Source organism: Pseudochrobactrum algeriensis (assembly GCF_018436245.1).
Lineage (GTDB): Bacteria > Pseudomonadota > Alphaproteobacteria > Rhizobiales > Rhizobiaceae > Pseudochrobactrum > Pseudochrobactrum saccharolyticum.
The window spans coordinates 993,520-1,011,718 of record NZ_CP075361.1; the positions used below are offsets into that span (position 1 = coordinate 993,520).

Annotated in this window: 17 protein-coding genes and 1 tRNA gene; 7 read left to right on the plus strand and 11 right to left on the minus strand. The window is 50.3% G+C overall.

Annotation, left to right across the window (positions count from 1 at the left end):
* Positions 1-32: 32 nt before the first annotated feature.
* Both KHQ09_RS06485 and KHQ09_RS06490 read right to left on the minus strand, forming a co-directional pair.
* Positions 33-1,331 (minus strand): MFS transporter, encoded by a 1,299-nt coding sequence (locus KHQ09_RS06485; RefSeq protein WP_213597163.1) that lies wholly within the window; start codon positions 1,329-1,331, stop codon positions 33-35.
* Between the two features lie 271 nt (positions 1,332-1,602).
* Positions 1,603-2,508, minus strand: coding sequence for a uracil-DNA glycosylase (locus tag KHQ09_RS06490; RefSeq protein WP_213597164.1), 906 nt, complete (start codon positions 2,506-2,508; stop codon positions 1,603-1,605).
* 358 nt (positions 2,509-2,866) lie between these two features.
* Here KHQ09_RS06490 and KHQ09_RS06495 point away from each other — a divergent pair, with 358 nt between their 5' ends.
* Positions 2,867-4,531 carry an electron transfer flavoprotein-ubiquinone oxidoreductase gene (locus KHQ09_RS06495; RefSeq protein ID WP_213597166.1) on the plus strand — a complete coding sequence of 555 codons (1,665 nt, stop codon included), beginning with the start codon at positions 2,867-2,869 and terminating at the stop codon, positions 4,529-4,531.
* A 169-nt stretch (positions 4,532-4,700) separates the two neighbouring features.
* Here KHQ09_RS06495 and KHQ09_RS06500 read toward each other — a convergent pair whose 3' ends face one another.
* The 4 genes from KHQ09_RS06500 to KHQ09_RS06515 form a co-directional block, all read right to left on the minus strand.
* On the minus strand, positions 4,701-5,741 hold the full coding sequence (locus tag KHQ09_RS06500) for an endonuclease/exonuclease/phosphatase family protein (protein ID WP_213597177.1): 1,041 nt from the start codon (positions 5,739-5,741) through the stop codon (positions 4,701-4,703).
* A gap of 114 nt (positions 5,742-5,855) precedes the next feature.
* Complete coding sequence (locus KHQ09_RS06505) at positions 5,856-7,382, minus strand: AMP nucleosidase (protein ID WP_213597179.1); 1,527 nt, start codon at positions 7,380-7,382, stop codon at positions 5,856-5,858.
* 85 nt (positions 7,383-7,467) lie between these two features.
* A complete protein-coding gene (locus tag KHQ09_RS06510; RefSeq protein WP_022712261.1) occupies positions 7,468-7,644 on the minus strand; it encodes a hypothetical protein in 177 nt (58 codons plus the stop codon).
* On the minus strand, positions 7,641-7,844 hold the full coding sequence (locus tag KHQ09_RS06515) for a hypothetical protein (protein WP_213597181.1): 204 nt from the start codon (positions 7,842-7,844) through the stop codon (positions 7,641-7,643). Before KHQ09_RS06515 ends, KHQ09_RS06510 begins: the two co-directional genes overlap by 4 nt.
* A 406-nt stretch (positions 7,845-8,250) precedes the next feature.
* On the opposite strand from KHQ09_RS06515, the gene KHQ09_RS06520 reads away from it, so the two are divergent.
* On the plus strand, positions 8,251-8,970 hold the full coding sequence (locus KHQ09_RS06520) for a glutathione S-transferase family protein (RefSeq protein ID WP_213597183.1): 720 nt from the start codon (positions 8,251-8,253) through the stop codon (positions 8,968-8,970).
* A gap of 52 nt (positions 8,971-9,022) precedes the next feature.
* Here the strand turns inward: KHQ09_RS06520 and KHQ09_RS06525 are convergent, their stop codons facing one another.
* Entirely contained in the window at positions 9,023-9,367 is a 345-nt protein-coding gene (locus KHQ09_RS06525) for a DUF2147 domain-containing protein (protein ID WP_022712258.1), read from the minus strand.
* A gap of 401 nt (positions 9,368-9,768) precedes the next feature.
* Between KHQ09_RS06525 and KHQ09_RS06530 the strand changes: the two genes are divergently transcribed.
* Positions 9,769-10,029 carry an SEL1-like repeat protein gene (locus KHQ09_RS06530; RefSeq protein ID WP_022712257.1) on the plus strand — a complete coding sequence of 87 codons (261 nt, stop codon included), beginning with the start codon at positions 9,769-9,771 and terminating at the stop codon, positions 10,027-10,029.
* Positions 10,030-10,104: 75 nt separating this feature from the next.
* On the opposite strand, the gene KHQ09_RS06535 is transcribed toward KHQ09_RS06530, so the two are convergent.
* Positions 10,105-10,755, minus strand: coding sequence for a YitT family protein (locus tag KHQ09_RS06535; protein WP_075654578.1), 651 nt, complete (start codon positions 10,753-10,755; stop codon positions 10,105-10,107).
* A gap of 520 nt (positions 10,756-11,275) precedes the next feature.
* Between KHQ09_RS06535 and KHQ09_RS06540 the strand changes: the two genes are divergently transcribed.
* A complete protein-coding gene (locus KHQ09_RS06540) occupies positions 11,276-11,935 on the plus strand; it encodes an antifreeze protein (RefSeq protein ID WP_121991685.1) in 660 nt (219 codons plus the stop codon).
* Positions 11,936-12,046: 111 nt separating this feature from the next.
* Here the strand turns inward: KHQ09_RS06540 and KHQ09_RS06545 are convergent, their stop codons facing one another.
* From KHQ09_RS06545 to KHQ09_RS06555, 3 genes are all read right to left on the minus strand, one after another.
* Complete coding sequence (locus tag KHQ09_RS06545; RefSeq protein ID WP_213597185.1) at positions 12,047-12,790, minus strand: hypothetical protein; 744 nt, start codon at positions 12,788-12,790, stop codon at positions 12,047-12,049.
* Positions 12,791-13,144: 354 nt separating this feature from the next.
* Positions 13,145-14,215 carry a porin gene (locus tag KHQ09_RS06550; protein WP_213597186.1) on the minus strand — a complete coding sequence of 357 codons (1,071 nt, stop codon included), beginning with the start codon at positions 14,213-14,215 and terminating at the stop codon, positions 13,145-13,147.
* A 199-nt stretch (positions 14,216-14,414) separates the two neighbouring features.
* Positions 14,415-14,504: transfer RNA gene (locus tag KHQ09_RS06555), tRNA-Ser, on the minus strand.
* A 638-nt stretch (positions 14,505-15,142) separates the two neighbouring features.
* Here KHQ09_RS06555 and KHQ09_RS06560 point away from each other — a divergent pair.
* The 3 genes from KHQ09_RS06560 to KHQ09_RS06570 all read left to right on the plus strand — a co-directional run bounded on the left by KHQ09_RS06560 (position 15,143) and on the right by KHQ09_RS06570 (position 18,100).
* Complete coding sequence (locus KHQ09_RS06560; protein ID WP_213597187.1) at positions 15,143-16,222, plus strand: porin; 1,080 nt, start codon at positions 15,143-15,145, stop codon at positions 16,220-16,222.
* A 286-nt stretch (positions 16,223-16,508) separates the two neighbouring features.
* Positions 16,509-17,435, plus strand: coding sequence for a tyrosine-type recombinase/integrase (locus KHQ09_RS06565; protein ID WP_213599849.1), 927 nt, complete (start codon positions 16,509-16,511; stop codon positions 17,433-17,435).
* 305 nt (positions 17,436-17,740) lie between these two features.
* On the plus strand, positions 17,741-18,100 hold the full coding sequence (locus KHQ09_RS06570) for a DUF423 domain-containing protein (RefSeq protein WP_306401664.1): 360 nt from the start codon (positions 17,741-17,743) through the stop codon (positions 18,098-18,100).
* Positions 18,101-18,199 lie beyond the last annotated feature (99 nt).

The following is an 18,199-nucleotide window of genomic DNA, read 5'->3' on the forward strand; positions in this document are numbered from 1 at the left end:
ATCTTTGTGCGCCCAGCGGGGCGCCCGACGCTCTAGTCCTTGATATTATCAGTTGAACTGTCTTCTGCCGGGGCTTCTTCTGTTTCTTCCTCCGGCACATCGCTGCGCGGATCCATCTGATAGCTTTCAGGTGTATTGATATTTTTGGTCGCCTGATATTTGAATTCGGTTTTCTGATCGCTGATGGCAGGGCGTTCGCGCAGGCTGATGCGCCATAAAGCATGCAACCCATAGGCTGCAAAACAGATAATCAGCGTTACCGGCATACCGGTCTTGCCGAAGCTCTCCATCATCCGCGCTGCAATCTGCGGACCGATCACATTGCCGATGCCGTAGACAATCAGCAAACCGCCGGAAATTTTAACGAATTCATTGGCTTCCGCATAGTCATTGGCATGAGCGACATTGAGGCTGTAAATCGGAAACAGCACTGCCCCCATCAGGAAAATGACCATATAGCCGCTCAGGCCGTCTGCCGGTGAAAACAGCATCAGCACCAGAGACAGAATAACGCCGATAATACCGCTCAGCACCATGACATAACGGCGGTCGACAAAATCCGAAAAGCGCCCCAGCGGATACTGAAAAATTGCACCGCCGATCATCGCTGTAACCAGCATCGTTGCGATGCTTAGATTGTCGAGACCATTCATCTGGCCGTAAATCGGCGCCAGAATATTCCACGCACCGGCAATAATGCCGGACACGAGGGAGCCGACAACAGCTGCGGGAGAGCGCTTATACAGGCCTTTAATATCGAGCGAAACCTGTGTCAGCGGCTTTGGCGACTCCGCGCGCGACAGGGCGGTGGGGATCAGAGCGAAGCTGTAAATCAGAGTGCAGATGATAAACAGGGTCTGCGTGGAAGGATCACCAAAAGGCAGAATATACTGACCGGACATAGTGCCGATCATGGTGGTGATCATATAGACTGAGAAGATCATGCCGCGGCTGTCATTATTGACGCGCTCATTCAGCCAGCTTTCCACCACCATATAGCCGCCTGCCAGAGAGAAACCGGCCAGCCCGCGAAAGGCCATCCATGCGATCGGGTCGATAATCAGCGAATGCAGCAGAAGCGACATGCCGAGAATGGTCAGCAAAACGGTAAAAACACGAACATGGCCGACATTGCGCACGAAGATCGGCACCACCAGACAGCCCGCTGTAAAGGCGAGGGAATAGAATGTTCCCATCCAGCCGATTGTAATGGTTGACCAGCCTTCCATACCGGCGCGGATCGGCAGCAACAGACCTGCCAGACCACCGGCCATAAGCATCAGAAGCGTACTGAAAAGAAGCGCTGTAATCGGCAACAACTGAGCTGGCATGGATTTATCCGGACACTGAACCTGAAAGAGCAGGCTATCGTAAATGCGAAAATATTCAGCGACGCTTTATTGTAAAAAACAATGCAGGGATACTGGCATTTTTAGTCGGGAATGAAATTCTTTTTCACGGATGTTTATGTCGCATTTAAACTGGTGATGCAGCTAGAGCGGTTTGCGTCCAGACTGGATTATAGCGCTCGCTCTAGATTCTTTATTTGGTCGCATTATCACGGGCGTCAAGTTGATCCAACTTGACTGTGAAATGCTCTAGTCAGACGGCACTCTCGGCCAGACGCATTTTGACCATCAGCCAGTCTTCCCATGCGAAGCGTTTTTGAGCCGGTGTGCGCAGCAAATAATCCGGATGCAGGCTTGGCATAATCGCAACGCTCTGCTCTCCGGCAGTCGTGAGACTGTGCCAGTTACCGCGCAATTTATAAATCGGCTCACGGGAGCCGGTCAGGGCTTTGGCAGCAGGGTCACCCAGTGCAACAATCACTTTAGGTGCAACCAGTTCAATCTGCCGGTCAAGGAACGGGCGGCATAAGTCCAGTTCCAGCGGTGTCGCAGGGCGATTACCCGGCGGACGCCATGGCAATGTATTGGCCAGATAGGCTTGCTCGCGCGTCAGATTAATAGCTGCAAGGATGCGGTTGAGCATCTGCCCTGCAGGGCCGGAGAAGGGAATACCTTCCAGATCATCATCACGCCCCGGCGTATCACCGATCACCATCAGTTCTGCATCTGCCGTACCGTCTGCAAAGCAGATATTCTTGGCAGTGAATTTCAGGCGGCAGCCGTCAAAACCGGCCATTGCCTGTTGCAGGTCATCAAGGCTGGCGGCGCTGCGGGCAAGCTTGCGGGCATCTTCCAGCAAAACTTCCGGTGCAATAGCAGCCTGTGCTGGCACAGATGCTGCGGCCTGCGGCTTTTGCTGCGTGCGGTTTACTTGCGGTGCATCACTGCGTGCCTGAGACTGCATGCCACCTGCCTGTGCAGGTGTGGCATTGCGCATAGAATTATCAGGCTGGGCTGTGCGTTTCGGCTGTGCAGCTGCCAGTGTTGCAGCTTCTGCAAAACGGTCAATTGGTGCATCACTCAGTGCGGAATCCACTCCGGCTTCCGCATAGAAGCGAATCAGATCTTCCCAATTGGCTGTGATTGCAGTGTCTGACACACGATTGTTCCGGTTTTAGGCTTGTTTACAGTTCTGAGGTCGCAAATTGCAGAAGCTTTGGCAAGGGCTTTCGGGCATGCCTGTTTAAAAACCATTTACATTGACGTAAACGTCAATATTATAGTGATCTGTTAGTGAACAAACGTCATGATCTGAGGCGATTTTGGACAATAGGACGCATTTGAACTGTGTTACAACTCTGTATCAGGTGGGGATGAAGCATTTCATCGTCCTTTGATCAGCACGATAATGCGGCAATTAAAAGAATAGAACGAGCGCAGCGGATGTGATGAACACGAGACGCTCTGGTTTATAAAAAACGGGAACCCAAGCTGCGCCCGATGCTATGGAGGTATAAATGAACAACGAACACGAACTTCCTGAACGGGAAAGTATGGAGTTCGACGTTGTGATCGTCGGCGCAGGCCCTGCCGGTCTTGCTGCGGCGATCCGTTTGAAACAGAATAATCCGGAACTCTCCGTCGTGGTTTTGGAAAAGGGCGGGGAAGTCGGTGCGCATATTCTGTCCGGCGCTGTTGTTGATCCGGTTGGTATCGACAAGCTGCTGCCTGACTGGCGCGAGGAAAGCGATCATCCTTTCAAAACTCCGGTAACGGATGACCAGTTTCTGGTGCTCGGGCCTGCGGGTTCTGTAAGATTACCGAATTTCGCAATGCCGCCGCTGATGAATAATCATGGCAATTATATTGTGTCGCTGGGCAATGTGGCGCGCTGGCTGGCTACCCATGCGGAAAATCTCGGCGTGGAAATCTATCCGGGCTTTGCCGCTGCCGAAGTGCTTTATAATGATGTCGGTGCTGTAACCGGCGTCGCGACCGGTGATATGGGCGTGGAACGCAATGGCGAGCCAGGGCCGAACTACACACGCGGCATGGAACTGCATGGTAAATATGTGCTGTTTGCCGAAGGTGCACGCGGCTCTCTCTCCAAGCAGGTGATTGCAAAATACAAGCTGGATGAAGGCCGTGAACCGGCCAAATTCGGTATCGGCCTGAAAGAACTCTGGCAGATTGACCCAAAGAAGAGCAAGCCGGGTCTGGTGCAGCACTCTTTCGGCTGGCCGCTGGATTTGAAAACCGGTGGCGGTTCCTTCCTTTACCATCTGGAAGACAATCTGGTGGCTGTCGGTTTTGTGGTGCATCTCAACTACAAGAACCCGTATCTGTCTCCGTTTGAAGAGTTTCAGCGTTACAAGACACATCCGACGATCCGTCCGACTTTTGAAGGTGCCAAGCGCATCTCCTATGGCGCGCGCGCGATTACCGAAGGTGGCTGGCAGTCTGTGCCGAAGCTGACTTTCCCCGGCGGTGCGCTGATCGGCTGTGCGGCCGGTTTCGTGAACGTGCCGCGTATCAAAGGCTCGCATAATGCGGTGCTGTCGGGCATTCTCGCAGCGGATAAAGTTGCGGAAGCCATTGCTGCCGGTCGTGCCAATGACGAAGTTGTCGGCATTGAAAATGAATGGCGCGATAGTGCTATCGGCAAAGATCTGAAACGCGTTCGCAATGTCAAACCGCTGTGGTCGAAATTCGGCACCATTATTGGTGTGGCGCTGGGCGGTCTGGATATGTGGACAAACCAGCTGTTTGGCTTCTCTTTCTTCGGAACGCTCAAGCACGGTAAGACCGATGCTGCGGCGCTGGAACCGGCGGCTAAACATAAGCCTATCAGCTATCCGAAGCCGGATGGTGTGGTGAGTTTTGATCGTCTGTCATCGGTGTTTCTGTCGAGCACCAACCATGAAGAAGATCAGCCGGTTCACTTGCAGGTCAAAAATCTGGAACTGCAGCTGAAATCCGAACATGATGTGTTTGCGGGGCCTTCAACACGCTACTGCCCTGCGGGTGTTTATGAATGGGTTGAGAAGGACGGCAAGGAAACTTACGTCATCAATGCGCAAAACTGCGTACATTGCAAAACCTGTGACATCAAAGACCCGAACCAGAATATCAACTGGGTTACGCCACAAGGCGGCGAAGGACCGGTTTACGCAAATATGTAATATTTGCAGTATTAAGCCGTGTCCGTCTCGACCGCCGTTAACAAAAGTGTCGGCGAAGGACATGGTCTCTACCACCGCCAGAAAAATGCCGGCGGGGTTCGGTTTAGGTAAACATGAGTAATACAAAAACGGCGCCTTTCGGGGCGCCGTTTTTTATTGAGAAATCATGTCAGATGCTGACGGCTTCCGGTGCCGTTTGCGGACTGTCTTCCGCCGGTTCGGAAACTGAAGTCGGAACCGAAAATTCTAACAGTACCGGAAAATGATCCGAGCCGAGCGCTTCACCGGTGCGGATATTGTGTAGTTTCACAGTCTCGTTGATGAGAATATGATCGATCGGTAATCCGACCCAGTGGCGCAGACTATCCGGCAGACGGGTTGTCAGCCATGTCGCACCTGCACCAGCAATGCGTTTGGTCTCGGTGAGCATTTCGTACTGGCGCAGATTGTAACTCCACGGGGCAGCATTGAAATCACCGGCGATAATCACCGGAATACCGTGAGGATTGGCCATCGGCTCCAATGCAGGGCGCAGCATTTCAAACTGCTGTACCTGTTTAAAAGGCCACGGCCATGACTGATGCAATGACGAGATCAGTACATTGGTGCCGCCAAGATTAACAAGAGCGGTGGCCAATACGCCGTCACCGGTGCAGACCGGAGAACCGAAATCAGCGAAAGGACGGCGCGAGAGAATACCGACGCCCCATCTTTTCGGCAATGTGCCGCATTGGTGGCGGTAAGGATAGTTGCCTTCCAGTATTTTAAGCCATGGCTGCCACTGCTCAGAACCTTCCTGATAGGTGATAATATCCGGCTTGTAGCGCGCCACAGCTTGCAACAGGGCTTTCGGATCATCATTATTTTGCAGCAGATTAATCTGCATCAGCCGGTAGGTAACATTTCCGTCTTGTGCCGTTGCCGGTTGTGATGAGCCTGCCCAGTTCACGGTTGTTGAAAAAGCGCTGAGGCCGAGCAGTGTCACCATTGCCGCTTCACGGCGCAGGCTGGTGAAAAGCAGAAAAATCCCGCCAATAGCCATGATTGCTGCAATATGAGCGCGAAAATGCGCAAAACTGTCCAGCGCCGGATGCACACGGCCAAAGAAACCTAGCACCAGCGGAACCGAGAGCAGAACTAAGAAGATCAGCAGTGCAAAGAGCAGGGGAGATGTGCGTTTTGAAGCAGGAGTTGGTTTTTCGCCGGACATAGAGACCACAGAGCAAGAGAAACAAGTATGACAGCACTGTTGGCTGTGAAAAGCAGCTTTATCAAGGCGCACTGCTCTGCAAACAATCTTGCAGAGCAGTGTTGATTGAAGCGTTTACTGGAATGCAGTCTCGAAGAAGCTGCGTAGTTTTCGTGAATGCAGACGGTCTTGCGGCATGGCGGCAATTTTTTCCATCGCACGGATGCCGATTTGCAAATGCTGGGCTACCTGTTTTTTGTAGAAATCGGTCGCCATGCCCGGCAATTTCAGCTCGCCATGCAAAGGCTTGTCAGACACGCAGAGCAAAGTACCGTATGGCACGCGGAAGCGGAAACCATTGGCCGCAATCGTGGCCGATTCCATATCCAGAGCCACAGCACGGGATTGGGAAAGCCGTTGCACTGGGCCGCGCTGGTCACGCAATTCCCAGTTGCGGTTGTCAATCGTGGCAACGGTGCCGGTACGCATGATGCGTTTCAGCTCATAGCCCTCAAGGCCGGTGATTTCCTCAACCGCATCTTCGAGAGCCACCTGAATTTCGGCCAGAGCAGGGATCGGCACCCAGATCGGCAGATCATCATCAAGAACGTGATCCTCACGCACATAGGCATGGGCAAGCACATAGTCGCCGAGCTGCTGGCTGTTGCGCAAACCGGCGCAGTGGCCAAGCATCAGCCATGCATGGGGGCGCAGTACAGCAATATGATCGGTAATGGTTTTGGCATTGGACGGGCCGACCCCGATATTGACCATTGTAATGCCCGAACCATCCGGCTTGACCAGATGATAGGCCGGCATTTGCGGCAGGCGCGCAGGCTCTGCACCTTGTGAAGGCGAGCTGTTACCGGCAAAAGTGACAAGATTGCCCGGTTCAACAAATTTGGTGAACCCGCCGCCGCCCTCTGCCATCAATTTACGGGCATAGGTGCAGAACTCGTCCATATAGAACTGGTAGTTTGTGAAAAGCACATAGTTCTGGAAATGCGACGGGCTGGTCGCGGTGTAATGCGACAGGCGCTGCAAAGAATAATCCACGCGCTGACCGGTAAATGGTGCCAGCGGCATGATTTCCAAAGTCTGGAACTCGGTATCACCATTAGCAATACTGTCATCGGTATTGCCGAGATCCGGCACATCAAACATATCACGCAGCGGATATTTGAAAGCATCGGAGACGGATGATTCCACATAGGTGCCTTCCAGAAAGGCAAAATGCAGCGGGATCGGCGTGGTGGATTCCTGAACAGTCACCGGAACACCGTGATTTTTAATCAGCAGACGGATTTGCTCCATCAGATAACTGTCAAAAAGATCGGGACGGGTCAGCGTGGTGGCATATTCACCTGGCAGGCTGACATGACCATAGGCCAGACGCGTATCTACATGGGCGAAACTGGCCGTTGAAAAGCAAAGCTCAGGGTAGAACGCGCGGAAACGCTGCGGCGCAATTTCGCCTTTGGCAACCTTATGAAAGGCATCGCGCAGAAAGGCAGTATTCCGGTCATAGAGAGCACGCAATGCGTCAACCGCAGCGCGGGCATCCGTAAATGATTGAGGAGCGACTGGCTCCGGTGTGGCTATGCCCGCAGAAATCAGATCTGAAACAGGTTTGCCGGAAAAAGTGTCGATTCTTTTGCTCATGCGCTACTATAAGCCGGAATTCTTACAGTTTATATGGCAAGCTTTGCGCTCCGCCTCCGGTTTTGCAGTATGGTTAAACGGGGCATTATTTCTGCAGGCTGACCACAAGAACCAGACCGGTTGCGGTAACTTTTCCGCCTGTATTGGCGGCAATGCCGGTAAAAGCAGCAACCGGCGCTACAAAGAACAGGCTGAACACTGCAATGCGCATGGCGAGATAACATGTGTCGGTCAGAGTGCTGAGAAAATTCGCGGACATCATGGCAGCATCTCCTTTACCTGTGATTTTGTGATTGTTGCTGCCTGTGCAGGGCGGGAGGTTTCTGTTTGCAGGAAAGAATATGATAATGTCTGAGCCAGATGACCGGCGCGGTTTGCATGATTTTCATTCATCAGCAGCAGGCTGAGAAATACCGTGCCGAGTGCGAACAGGCTGATAATGGTAAACCGGTGATACAACATCGCTTGGCCCCCTTTGGTCGAACATGTCGCTGCGGATATGATGATGTGCGACACGGTCTGGTCAGGAATGATCCTGTTATCCGTAATCTAACGACGGCGGGCTGAACTCTTTCTGAGAGGGGCGTTCATCGGGCGTTCAAATTCCTGAAATTGCATTAAGCATATATTTTTCAACGTGAAACGAAATTTGGTTTTATGGATTGCCTAATCTGTAGTCATGACTATATATTGTTTGCAACCGGACAATCACGCATATGATCATGATGTTTGTCCTTACCGGTTTCACCGGAGTATAATTTCTTAAACCTGAAACAGTTTAAGTTGAAATTATGCTCTCATTTTAAAGTGTTAGAGCGCGTTTTGTACGCCGATGTGTGTACGGCGCTCTAGTCAGGAGCTGATCTCTATGAGTGCCGAGCCTAAAACCCAGACGAAGCCGATTGAACTTTATTACTGGCCGACACCAAACGGCTGGAAGATCAGCATCATGCTGGAGGAACTGGGTGTTCCTTATGAAGTGAAATATGTGAATATCGGCAAAGGCGATCAGTTCGAGCCGTCATTTCTGAAAATCGCACCGAATAACCGTATGCCTGCGATTATTGATCCGGAAGGGCCGGATGGCCAGCCGATTTCGGTTTTTGAATCCGGCGCTATTCTGCAATATCTGGGGCGTAAATTCGGTAAATTCTATCCGGCTGATGAACGCAAGCGCGTCGCCGTTGACGAATGGCTGATGTGGCAGATGGGCGGGCTTGGACCAATGTCCGGTCAGGCAGGACATTTCCGCGTCTATGCGCCGGAAAAAGTCGAATATGGTATCAATCGCTATACAAATGAAGTGAACCGGCTCTACGGTGTACTGAATCGTCAGCTTGAAGGCCGCGATTATATTGCCGGCGATTATTCCATAGCCGATATGGCCTGTGTGGGCTGGATCAGCGCCTATAAAAACTACGATCAGAAGCTGGAAGATTTCCCGAATCTGAAGCGCTGGTATGAGGCTGTCACAGCCCGTGCTGCGGTGCAGCGCGGTATGGAGCTGGGCAAGACCGAACGCGAGAAAAGCAATCTTGCGACGGATAAATCAGCGCAGAGCGTTTTGTTTAATCAGAAAGCGCGCTGACTATAAAACAAAGCGTTGCGCGATCATCATCCGCAACGCTTTTTCATTTGTCTTACTGGCGTGCCAGTTTTTCGGTCTTGCAGATCAGCCCGCCTGCCACACAACCGGCCAGCGATAATGTGCTGCCGCTGACACTGGCTTTACCGGAATAGGTCTTGCCTTCGTCAAGCTTATTGACGGTGCCTTTATAGCTGCCGTCTTTACCGCTCATTTTGCCGATGGATTTGCCCTTATATTCACCGTTGAGCACGGTGCCGCAATAATCTTCACCGCCGCAGCTTTTATATTCAATGATAGTGCCGGATGTACGTTTCCACGTGCCGACAATCGGTTCTGCTGCCAGAGCAGGGCCGAACGACAATGTCAGGGCTGTCATTGCAAACAAGATTTTCTTCATCAGTTCCTCCCGAAGATGCGTAATATGTGATGGGCATATGGTTTACGCTCACGTAAACGTAATCCAAAGAATGACGCTTGAAAAGAGCCGATTTTGCATTGCGCAAATCTCACTTCTGTTCGGCATCGTAACGAGCTGATGTGATTATTGGTTAGCAGCAGGTTTAAATTATCCTGTGCTTAAAAGCCGTGATTTTTGCAGAAAACCCGCAAAAGCGGCAGAGTTATTCTTAATGAATTCTGATATTTACCCATTGTTTGGATTTTGTTGATTGCCCGTTAAGGATGGTATTTAACGGCGGTTTCAACTCTTTCCGGCATCTTGTTCATAACAACAGCAGAGATCTGCACGGGCTTTCCGGCTCTAAGCGGACCGCAGTTTAACAGGACAGGACGATAACAATGTTTGCACGTTTCAGCGCGAAGTCAGAGAATAATATCAATGCCATGCAGGCCGAAATGCTGTTTGAAACCGGCATGATGTATTATGCAGGGCGTGATTGCGTAGCAGACCGTATCGAGGCCTATAAATGGTTTAATATTGCTGCCATCCGCGGTGATGACCGTGCTCTGCCGATGCGCAGTAAATTGTCAGAAATGATGAGCAAGCCGGAACTGGTGCGTGCCCTGCGTGAGGCACGCGAATGGATGGCGCGTCACTGATCCCGCCATCCGGTTTCTTTTTAACTTGTGCCAGATACCGGCTTTGTCAGCTTGTGGCCAGATACCGACTTCTCTTTAACTTGTGGCCAGATACCGGCCGGGCTTGTGGTTGATTGCAATAATAACATTCATAACCACAGCGCCGATCAGCGAAATTGCAACCTGTTGCGGGGACAGGTAGAACAGCGATACGGCCATCAGCACCAGATCCAGAGTAAGCTGCGACCAGCCGGCGCGGATATTGTAATTATCCTGCAGATAGAGAGCCAGAATATTGATGCCGCCGACACCGGCACGGTGGCGGAACAGGGCAAGCACGCCCATTCCCATCAGAGTGCCGCCCATAAAAGCTGCAAAAACCGGTTGCAGGTTGGAGAAGTCCACCCACATCGGGAACAGGCGGGTAAAGAGCGACATCAGTGCCACAGCTACAAAGGTGCGGATTGTGAACCGCCAGCCCATGCGTTTGATAGCCAGATAATAAAAAGGCAGGTTGATCAGGAAAAAGACCAGAGCAAACTGCCAGTTGGTTGCATAATGCACGAGAAGGGCAACACCGGCTGTGCTGCCGGTCATCAGTTTGGCTTGCGCATAAAGGGTTAGTCCGAGGCTTACAAAGCTGGTGCCGATCAGCATCGCCACAACATCTTCATAGAAGCGGTGTCTCTCGGTCACAGATATTGGTGATAGAGCCGGAATCGCATCCGGAGTTGTGACTTCAGCCATGAAAAAAGACCCTGCAACATGCTGCTGCGGCGTATTTTAAACGTCGGACAGGATATTGTTTAAAAGAAAACTGAAAAACAGCAGAACCTTCATTGATCTCTGCCACTGGCATTATTTAGCCGATAAACGGTGCAAAATCAGCGGTGAGAAAATTGTTATTTTTAGCGTGGCAATAGCGATTTATGAGCAAAATCCGGCTTTTTATATGCCAATAATTGCGCGAATATTTTGCTTGGGTGATGGTGAAGGGGCGAAGGGGAATATGTATAGGCCAAGTTAAAAAGGCTGATTTACAACGTTTTACTGCCCTGAAATGCATCTGAATTACAAAATATTGCACCTCAGGATATTATAAAAATGCTATGTTTGAGAGCTATAATATAAACAATCACGATGTTGTCTCACAGCGCATCAACTCTTTTCAGAATTTGTGAAAAGGTTTTGCGTGCGGAATATTATACGATATTGACAGAAAAACGCTTTAGGCACAGTGTTTTAAAACCTAATCAGGAGAACAGAGATGAAAATTCAAACTCTCAGCCGCCTTGGCGGCGCAGCATTGCTGACAGGAATGGCCGTCTTTGTGCTGTCTTCACCGGCAAGTGCGCTGACAATGGCAGAATGCAGCACGAAATATCAGGCTGCAAAAGATGCCGGCACGCTCGGTACTATGAAATGGAATGATTTCCGTAAAGCACAGTGCGGTACTGACGCGGCTGCAACTCCGGCACCTGCCGCACCGGCCAAACCGGCAACAACTGCTGCAAAGCCTGCCAAACAGGCTCCTGCTGCTGACAGCGCAGATGCCGCCAAAGGCCTGACAATGCAGCAGTGCTCTGCAAAATATAAAGCAGCCCAGGAAACTGGTCTGGCGACTGGTCTGAAATGGAATGCTTTCCGTAAGGCTGAATGTGGTCCGGGTGCTGATCCTGAAAAAGTAACATCCGTATCAACAAAAGAGCCGGCAGCTCCGACTGTTGCTGCGCCAAGCGGTGTTAAATTCCCGTCTGCGGTTTCTGCTAAGTATGCGACTGAAACTGAAGGCAAGCAGCGTATGAAAACCTGTCTGGATCAGTATTATGCCAATAAGAGCGCGAATTCTCTGAATGGTCTGCGCTGGATCCAGAAGGGCGGCGGTTATTACAGCCTTTGCAATGCACGTCTGAAGGGCAATTCCTGATCTATTTATCAAGCCTAGACTATGAAAATAAAAAGACCCGCCTCAGTTTTGAGGCGGGTCTTTTTTAGATTGCACTTTGCTCTGAGTTCCATGCACCTGCCAAAACGTGTTTCAGGCTTTTTCAGTTTTCTTTACGGGTTTGGATTTGGCTTTTACCGCGGCGGGTTTTGTTGCTTTTTTAACCGCGCGCTTTGGCGCTTCTGTCGCCGCTGCAGCTTTGCTCATCAGTTTCTTTGCCTGTGTAACCCAGTTTTCCCGCTCAACACGTCCGGCAAAACCGGTGGTGCGGTTCAGCCATGTGATCTGATCCGCATTCAGATCGGTAAGCTGGTCATAATGAAAAATACCGGCATTATATAGTTTAGCCTGAATTGCGTTACCTATACCGGTAATCTGGGTCAGATCGTCAGCTTTATCCTGTCGCGGTTTTCTCAGGCGCTCCGGTTCGGAAGGGGCTGGAGGAGCCGGCGTTTCTGCTGCCGGTGAGGGCGCAGCAACTGCTTCGGCAGGATTTGTTTCCGCAGCTTTAGACGCAATATGAATAACAGGGCTATGGGCAGGGCCGACCGGTTCCGCATCCGGTACAATCTTTTGCGTGGCTTTTGTGGTTTCTGTTGCAGCCGGTGTTTTAATGACTGGCTGTGCCGCACGCTCTTGTTTGGATGAGCTTGCCTCCACCGGTGCTGGGGGTGCCAGTTTTTTCTCAGGCTCTTTGCTTTTGGGCGTCACTGCTGTTGCAGGCGGGATAATGCTTGCTGCCGGTTGCTTTGCCTTTGCCGTCGTAAGCTTGCTGTAAATTAAGCCAAGGAGAAATACGATTACACCGATCAGGGCGATCCAGAGTAAAAAATCCATATAATTCTCCTTGTGAAACGTGTCGGGCGGGGCAGGTGAATGCGATGCATTCTGACTCATCCTGATCAGCCTGCTGATTATCATTGGCTGTTTTAAAGCAGAGCAGAGGATAAGTGTGCTGTAAAATATAGCAGATCGCCGCCGACAGCAAAATGCCACGCATTATAAAGCGTGGGGATAAAGACCAGACATATAAATACCGCTTGTTATTTAAAGTCAGTTTTAGAGCATGTGGCGCAAAAGCGGATACCGGATTTCCTATAATGACACGCTCTGGAATGCACAAAACAGAAAACCCGGCAGCGTGAGCTGCCGGGTCTCTGTAACCTTACGGTCTGTTCTAAGTCGTAAAACTTAGAAAGAACGCTGGAAGCGGATCATACCACCCCAAGCATCTTCGCCGCGAACAGCTGTAGCATACTTGTCGGTGTCTTTCCACTTGGTGTAGGAAACTTCAGGAGTAATTGTGAAGCCTGGAACCAGCTGGTAAGCTACGTTTGCAGTGTAAGCCTGTTTGCCGAAATCTTCGTAAGCAGCCTGCAGGTTGAAAGTAGCTTTGTCGGTTGCCTTGTACTTCAGACCACCCCAGACAGCCCAATCGCCGCCCCAGTTGCCGTACATGCCAACAGCTTCTTCGTAAGAAGCGTAACCGCCCTGTACCCATACGGAGAATACGTCAGTTACGTTTACGTCGAGGCGAACTTTACCAGCCCACTCTTCGATTTCAGAGTCGTAAGCTGCAACACCAGCGATCGAACCCCAAGCCTGTTCGAACTTCAGACCACCAACAACGTGTGGCATGTAGTCGTCGATTACGCCGTCATAAACGTTGCCGTTGATGTCGGTGAATGCGTCAACGCGTTCGCCCTGTTCGGCGGAGATGATTGCCGAGAAGCCGTTACCACCGGTGAAGGTGTAGCTGATCAGGTTTGTGTCATATGCACCTGGCGATACAACGTCATCGTTGATTACGTCGCCGAGGTAACCTGTGAAGGTGTGGAATGCGGATTCATCTTTACCGATGCGCAGACCGCCCAGTTCGATGTAAGCATATTTCAGCTTGTCCTGTTTGAAGTCGCCGTCGCCGAATTCAAAACGGTTTTCGGTGAAGGTCTTCAGTGTGCCGAGTTCGGTTTCCGAAGCTGTGTGTGTACGCAGTGTGAAACGGGTGTTGGTGGACCATGTCTTACGGTCACGACCGGAATACACATCGTCGCCGCCTTTGAAGTCAGCGCGAACATAACCGGAAATACGCAGGCAGGTTTCTGTGCCTGGAATGTAGAAGTAGCCAGCGCCGTAAGCGTCGCAAACGCGTACATATTCAACAGCTTCTGGTTCTGGTGCAACGATGGCGTCGGCAGCCTGAGCGCCGGTTGCTGCAACGAGAGCGGCAGCGGAGCCGAGAAGAAGGCTCTTAATGTTCATTTCTGACCTCCAGTCAGAAACATCCACAATCATAAAAATTCCAATACTTTCAATATGTTAAAAAAATTGTCGGAATCTTTTATTTTTAAAGCCCTAAAATTGGTCATCAAAAGCGAGGGATAAAAAGCGCGTAAAACACAAAAAAACCGGCAAGAATGAATTCTGCCAGCTGCGTAAAAATCAGTTTTATATGAAACAATGGCGGAGAGGATGGGATTCGAACCCACGATACCCTTCCGGGTATACTCCCTTAGCAGGGGAGCGCCTTCGACCACTCGGCCACCTCTCCGGTAAAGGCGCAATAGCCGGTAATAATCATGAGTTCAAGCACTTTACGCATCCGGAGCCAAAAAATCTTATCCATCAACAGGATGATTTCAAAAAAGGCATTAAATTCCGATAGTTTTCCGCAGTTTATGCCCCTCTATAAAGAGAAGCCTGCTTCTAAACGCATAAAACGGAATCAAAATCACAGAATCAAAACACTTGATGCGCCACAGCTGATTCACGGGCACGAACAGGGCAAATCACCTGCCAATATTACGTCTATAAGAGGATGAAACCGGGCGGCTCAATTCAGGTCTTCTCTGGCACGCAACACTGTTTCAGCCTGTGGAAACATCTGAAAACCCCGCAAAAGCGGCAATTTTTCGTTAATTTATTTTAATAAATATAAACAAAACATAAATAAAATCCGGTACCTAGGGGGTGTTTCGTGTCTTTTCTGCAACACGATATGTCGATAGCAACATCTTACCCCCTCCTTATGCGTTTTCAGTGTTGCAACGAAACTGAGCACGAGTATCTTGAGGGCAGAAGAAGGAGCGCTTCGGTAGCGACTTTTTCATCCAAGGGGATGGGGACAGGTTGTCCTTCAGCCAAAACAAAATGCCCAGACCCATTTAAAACTTTGACTGGAGGTCAGAAATGAACATTAAGAGCCTTCTTCTCGGCTCCGCTGCAGCTCTCGTTGCAGTATCCGGCGCTCAGGCTGCCGACGCCATCGTTGCACCAGAACCAGAAGCAGTAGAATATGTACGCGTTTGCGACGCTTACGGCGCTGGCTACTTCTACATTCCAGGCACAGAAACCTGCCTGCGCATCTCCGGTTATGTTCGTTTTGATGCGTCTGCTGGCGATGATCCATATTCCGGCAAGGACAGCGACACTTGGGGTACAAACACCCGTTTCACGCTGCGCACACACACAGCTTCGGAAACTGAGCTTGGTACTCTGAAAACTTTCACCGAAAACCGTTTCAACTTCGGTGACGGCGAACAGGGCAGCCACACTCTGAAGCATGCTTACATTCAGCTGGGCGGCCTGATGCTCGGTAAAACCGACTCAGCTTTCCATAGCTTTACCGGTTACCTCGGCGACATCATCAACGATGACGTGGTAAGTGCAGGTCTCTACAATACCAACCTGGTTAGCTACACCTTCACTGGCGGTAACGGCTTCTCGGCAATCATCTCTGCTGAGCAGGGCGAAAAAGCTAAAGCTTTCAGCCATGGCAACTCGATTCCGCTCGCTTATGACGCTGTAATCGACGATTACATGCCGCATGTTGTTGGTGGTCTGAAGTTCGAACAGGCTTGGGGTTCGATCGCTGGTGTTGCAGCTTATGACGCTGAGCTCGAAGAGTGGGCAGGTAAAATCCGCCTCGACGTAAACGTAACAGACCAGTTCTCCGTATGGGTACAGGGCGGTTATGCTTCTTATGAAGCTCCTGTTGGTATGTACGGTAACTGGGGCGGCGATTGGGCTGTCTGGGGTGGCGCGAAGTTCAAAGCAACTGACAAAGCTACCATCAACGTACAGGCTGCTTACGAAGATTGGGGTAAAACCGCTGTTGCTGCAAACGTAGCTTACCAGCTGGTTCCAGGTTTCACCATCACTCCAGAAATCAACTACACCTCTTGGAAGGGTGATCACCCAGTACGCGTACTTGGTGGAGCTCCTAAGGATGCTTTCGGTGGTATGATCCGCTTCCAGCGTTCTTTCTAAGCCATTGGTTTAGTTCGAAAAAAGATACCAGCGGCCATGTCGCTGGTATTTTCGTCTCAAATGGGGCGTTCAAGCGGGGACCATCTTTAACGAGATGCGCTTATACAAATACCAGATGTAAATTTTTGTATTGATGGGGCGGACTAAGACTTTTCGAGGGGGCATATCAGAAACTCAACCAGAGTGGTTTTATCATGCTGACCTCACAAAAATGTTACTCAGACTTGTTTTATAAAGTTTCTGCCTATAAAGCTCCAAGTCGATCAAACGGCTGGGGGGCCTTATGATGGAGCTGAATCGGGACATTTCTTTCGAAAATTCTGAGAATTTTACGCCTGTAATGGGCTATAATCTCAGTTTTACGTCATCCAATACAAAAACACATCGCATTGTGAATCAGTACTCAGTTACTGATTTGTCCGAGCGCTATCTCAATATTTTATGGGACGACGGGTCTCATAAATACAATGTGAGATTATTTCTCGGTGAAATTAATGAAATTCTGAAGGGGGAGCGTTTCAGCGGCTTTAGTCAGGAAATGCTCGACAGAATTATCGGTTCCCTGCGTGAACGCAATAACAGCAATGCAACCATTAATAGAAAAATGGCTGCACTCAGCAAGTTGTTGCGAAAGGCGTATAAGATGGGGGACATCTTTAGCCTGCCGGAATTCATTCGTCAGAAAGAGCGGGCAGGGCGAATTCGTTTTCTTGAACTTGAAGAAGAGGCACGTCTTTTCGCTGCGATTAAAGCACGCTGCGAAAACAGCTATCGGCTGGCCGTGTTTCTGGTTGATACAGGTTGCCGTCTTGGTGAGGCAATCGGCCTGACGTGGAATGATTTACACGATCCGCGTGTCACTTTCTGGCTAACCAAGTCGAACCGGAGTCGTACTGTTCCCTTGACCAAACGTGCCAGAAAAACCTGTAAAATACCGGTTGAGCGCCATAAAGGGCCGTTTTCTATGCTGACGCAGGTTGAATTCCGCGCAGTGTGGAATGATGCCAAATATGAAGTGGGTCTTGGTACGGATACGCAGGTTGTTCCGCATATTCTTCGCCATACATGTGCATCACGTCTGGTTCGCGGCGGTATTGATATTCGCCGTGTGCAGATGTGGCTTGGTCACCAGACATTGCAGATGACAAAGCGTTATGCCCATCTTGCAACCAATGATCTGGATAGCTGCGTAAAGGTGCTGGAAGTTCGCTAAAGATTTCAACGAATTCACGCTGTTTCCTGTAGTCTCGGCGTTGCTGATTGGGGGCAACAGCAGTGTGAAGTGTTCAGAAATCCGGTGTGGCGCGCGGATATGACAGAATATGCATAGCGGCTTTGAGGAAGGTTCAGTATCCCGTAATCGGGCACGCTGCATGACGTACTCTAAACTATTATAGAAGCTTGTTTTCTTGAGTAAGAACGCGTTTTGGCGCGAACTATTTGACGGCAGCCATTGATTAAAGCTGTGCTTATCTGCATTGATGGCGGGCAGATAAGCAATTTACAGGATTTATGAAGATGACTGCTGGCGTTGAACGTTTGTTTCTGTTTTTCTCCGGTTTATCTGGTGCTGCTGCAATGACAAGCTATGCAGCATCTGCACACGGCGATCATGCGTTTTTAGGTGTTGTAGCGCCGATTCTGCTGGGGCATGCAGCTGCTTTTTTGGGTTTTTCTTTTTTAAGTGCACGCAGTCGCGCCATTTACTGGGCAGGCATTCTGGTGCTGCTCGGTCTTGTTTTATTCGCGGGTGATTTGATCTTGCGTGATCTGACAGGCAACAGATTATTTGCTATGGCCGCGCCGACAGGGGGCACATTGATGATTGGCGGATGGTTGATGACGGCTCTGTGCGCATTCATTCCTTCAAAAAAATAATATCATCACAGTCATTTTTCCCGAGAAATCTTAAATTGTAAAATATCTCGGACGGGAGAAAGACTGGATTTTCCATACAAAAAAGCCGCGCTATCAGCT

Excerpts from the sequence above, each read along its gene's own strand:
- KHQ09_RS06485 (WP_213597163.1), bottom strand. The coding sequence starts at position 1,331 with ATGCCAGCTCAGTTGTTGCCGATTACAGCGCTTCTTTTCAGTACGCTT.
- KHQ09_RS06495 (WP_213597166.1), top strand. The coding sequence starts at position 2,867 with ATGAACAACGAACACGAACTTCCTGAACGGGAAAGTATGGAGTTCGAC.
- KHQ09_RS06500 (WP_213597177.1), bottom strand. The coding sequence starts at position 5,741 with ATGTCCGGCGAAAAACCAACTCCTGCTTCAAAACGCACATCTCCCCTG.
- KHQ09_RS06505 (WP_213597179.1), bottom strand. The coding sequence starts at position 7,382 with ATGAGCAAAAGAATCGACACTTTTTCCGGCAAACCTGTTTCAGATCTG.
- KHQ09_RS06510 (WP_022712261.1), bottom strand. The coding sequence starts at position 7,644 with ATGATGTCCGCGAATTTTCTCAGCACTCTGACCGACACATGTTATCTC.
- KHQ09_RS06515 (WP_213597181.1), bottom strand. The coding sequence starts at position 7,844 with ATGTTGTATCACCGGTTTACCATTATCAGCCTGTTCGCACTCGGCACG.
- KHQ09_RS06520 (WP_213597183.1), top strand. The coding sequence starts at position 8,251 with ATGAGTGCCGAGCCTAAAACCCAGACGAAGCCGATTGAACTTTATTAC.
- KHQ09_RS06525 (WP_022712258.1), bottom strand. The coding sequence starts at position 9,367 with ATGAAGAAAATCTTGTTTGCAATGACAGCCCTGACATTGTCGTTCGGC.
- KHQ09_RS06530 (WP_022712257.1), top strand. The coding sequence starts at position 9,769 with ATGTTTGCACGTTTCAGCGCGAAGTCAGAGAATAATATCAATGCCATG.
- KHQ09_RS06535 (WP_075654578.1), bottom strand. The coding sequence starts at position 10,755 with ATGGCTGAAGTCACAACTCCGGATGCGATTCCGGCTCTATCACCAATA.
- KHQ09_RS06540 (WP_121991685.1), top strand. The coding sequence starts at position 11,276 with ATGAAAATTCAAACTCTCAGCCGCCTTGGCGGCGCAGCATTGCTGACA.
- KHQ09_RS06545 (WP_213597185.1), bottom strand. The coding sequence starts at position 12,790 with ATGGATTTTTTACTCTGGATCGCCCTGATCGGTGTAATCGTATTTCTC.
- KHQ09_RS06550 (WP_213597186.1), bottom strand. The coding sequence starts at position 14,215 with ATGAACATTAAGAGCCTTCTTCTCGGCTCCGCTGCCGCTCTCGTTGCA.
- KHQ09_RS06560 (WP_213597187.1), top strand. The coding sequence starts at position 15,143 with ATGAACATTAAGAGCCTTCTTCTCGGCTCCGCTGCAGCTCTCGTTGCA.
- KHQ09_RS06565 (WP_213599849.1), top strand. The coding sequence starts at position 16,509 with ATGGAGCTGAATCGGGACATTTCTTTCGAAAATTCTGAGAATTTTACG.
- KHQ09_RS06570 (WP_306401664.1), top strand. The coding sequence starts at position 17,741 with ATGACTGCTGGCGTTGAACGTTTGTTTCTGTTTTTCTCCGGTTTATCT.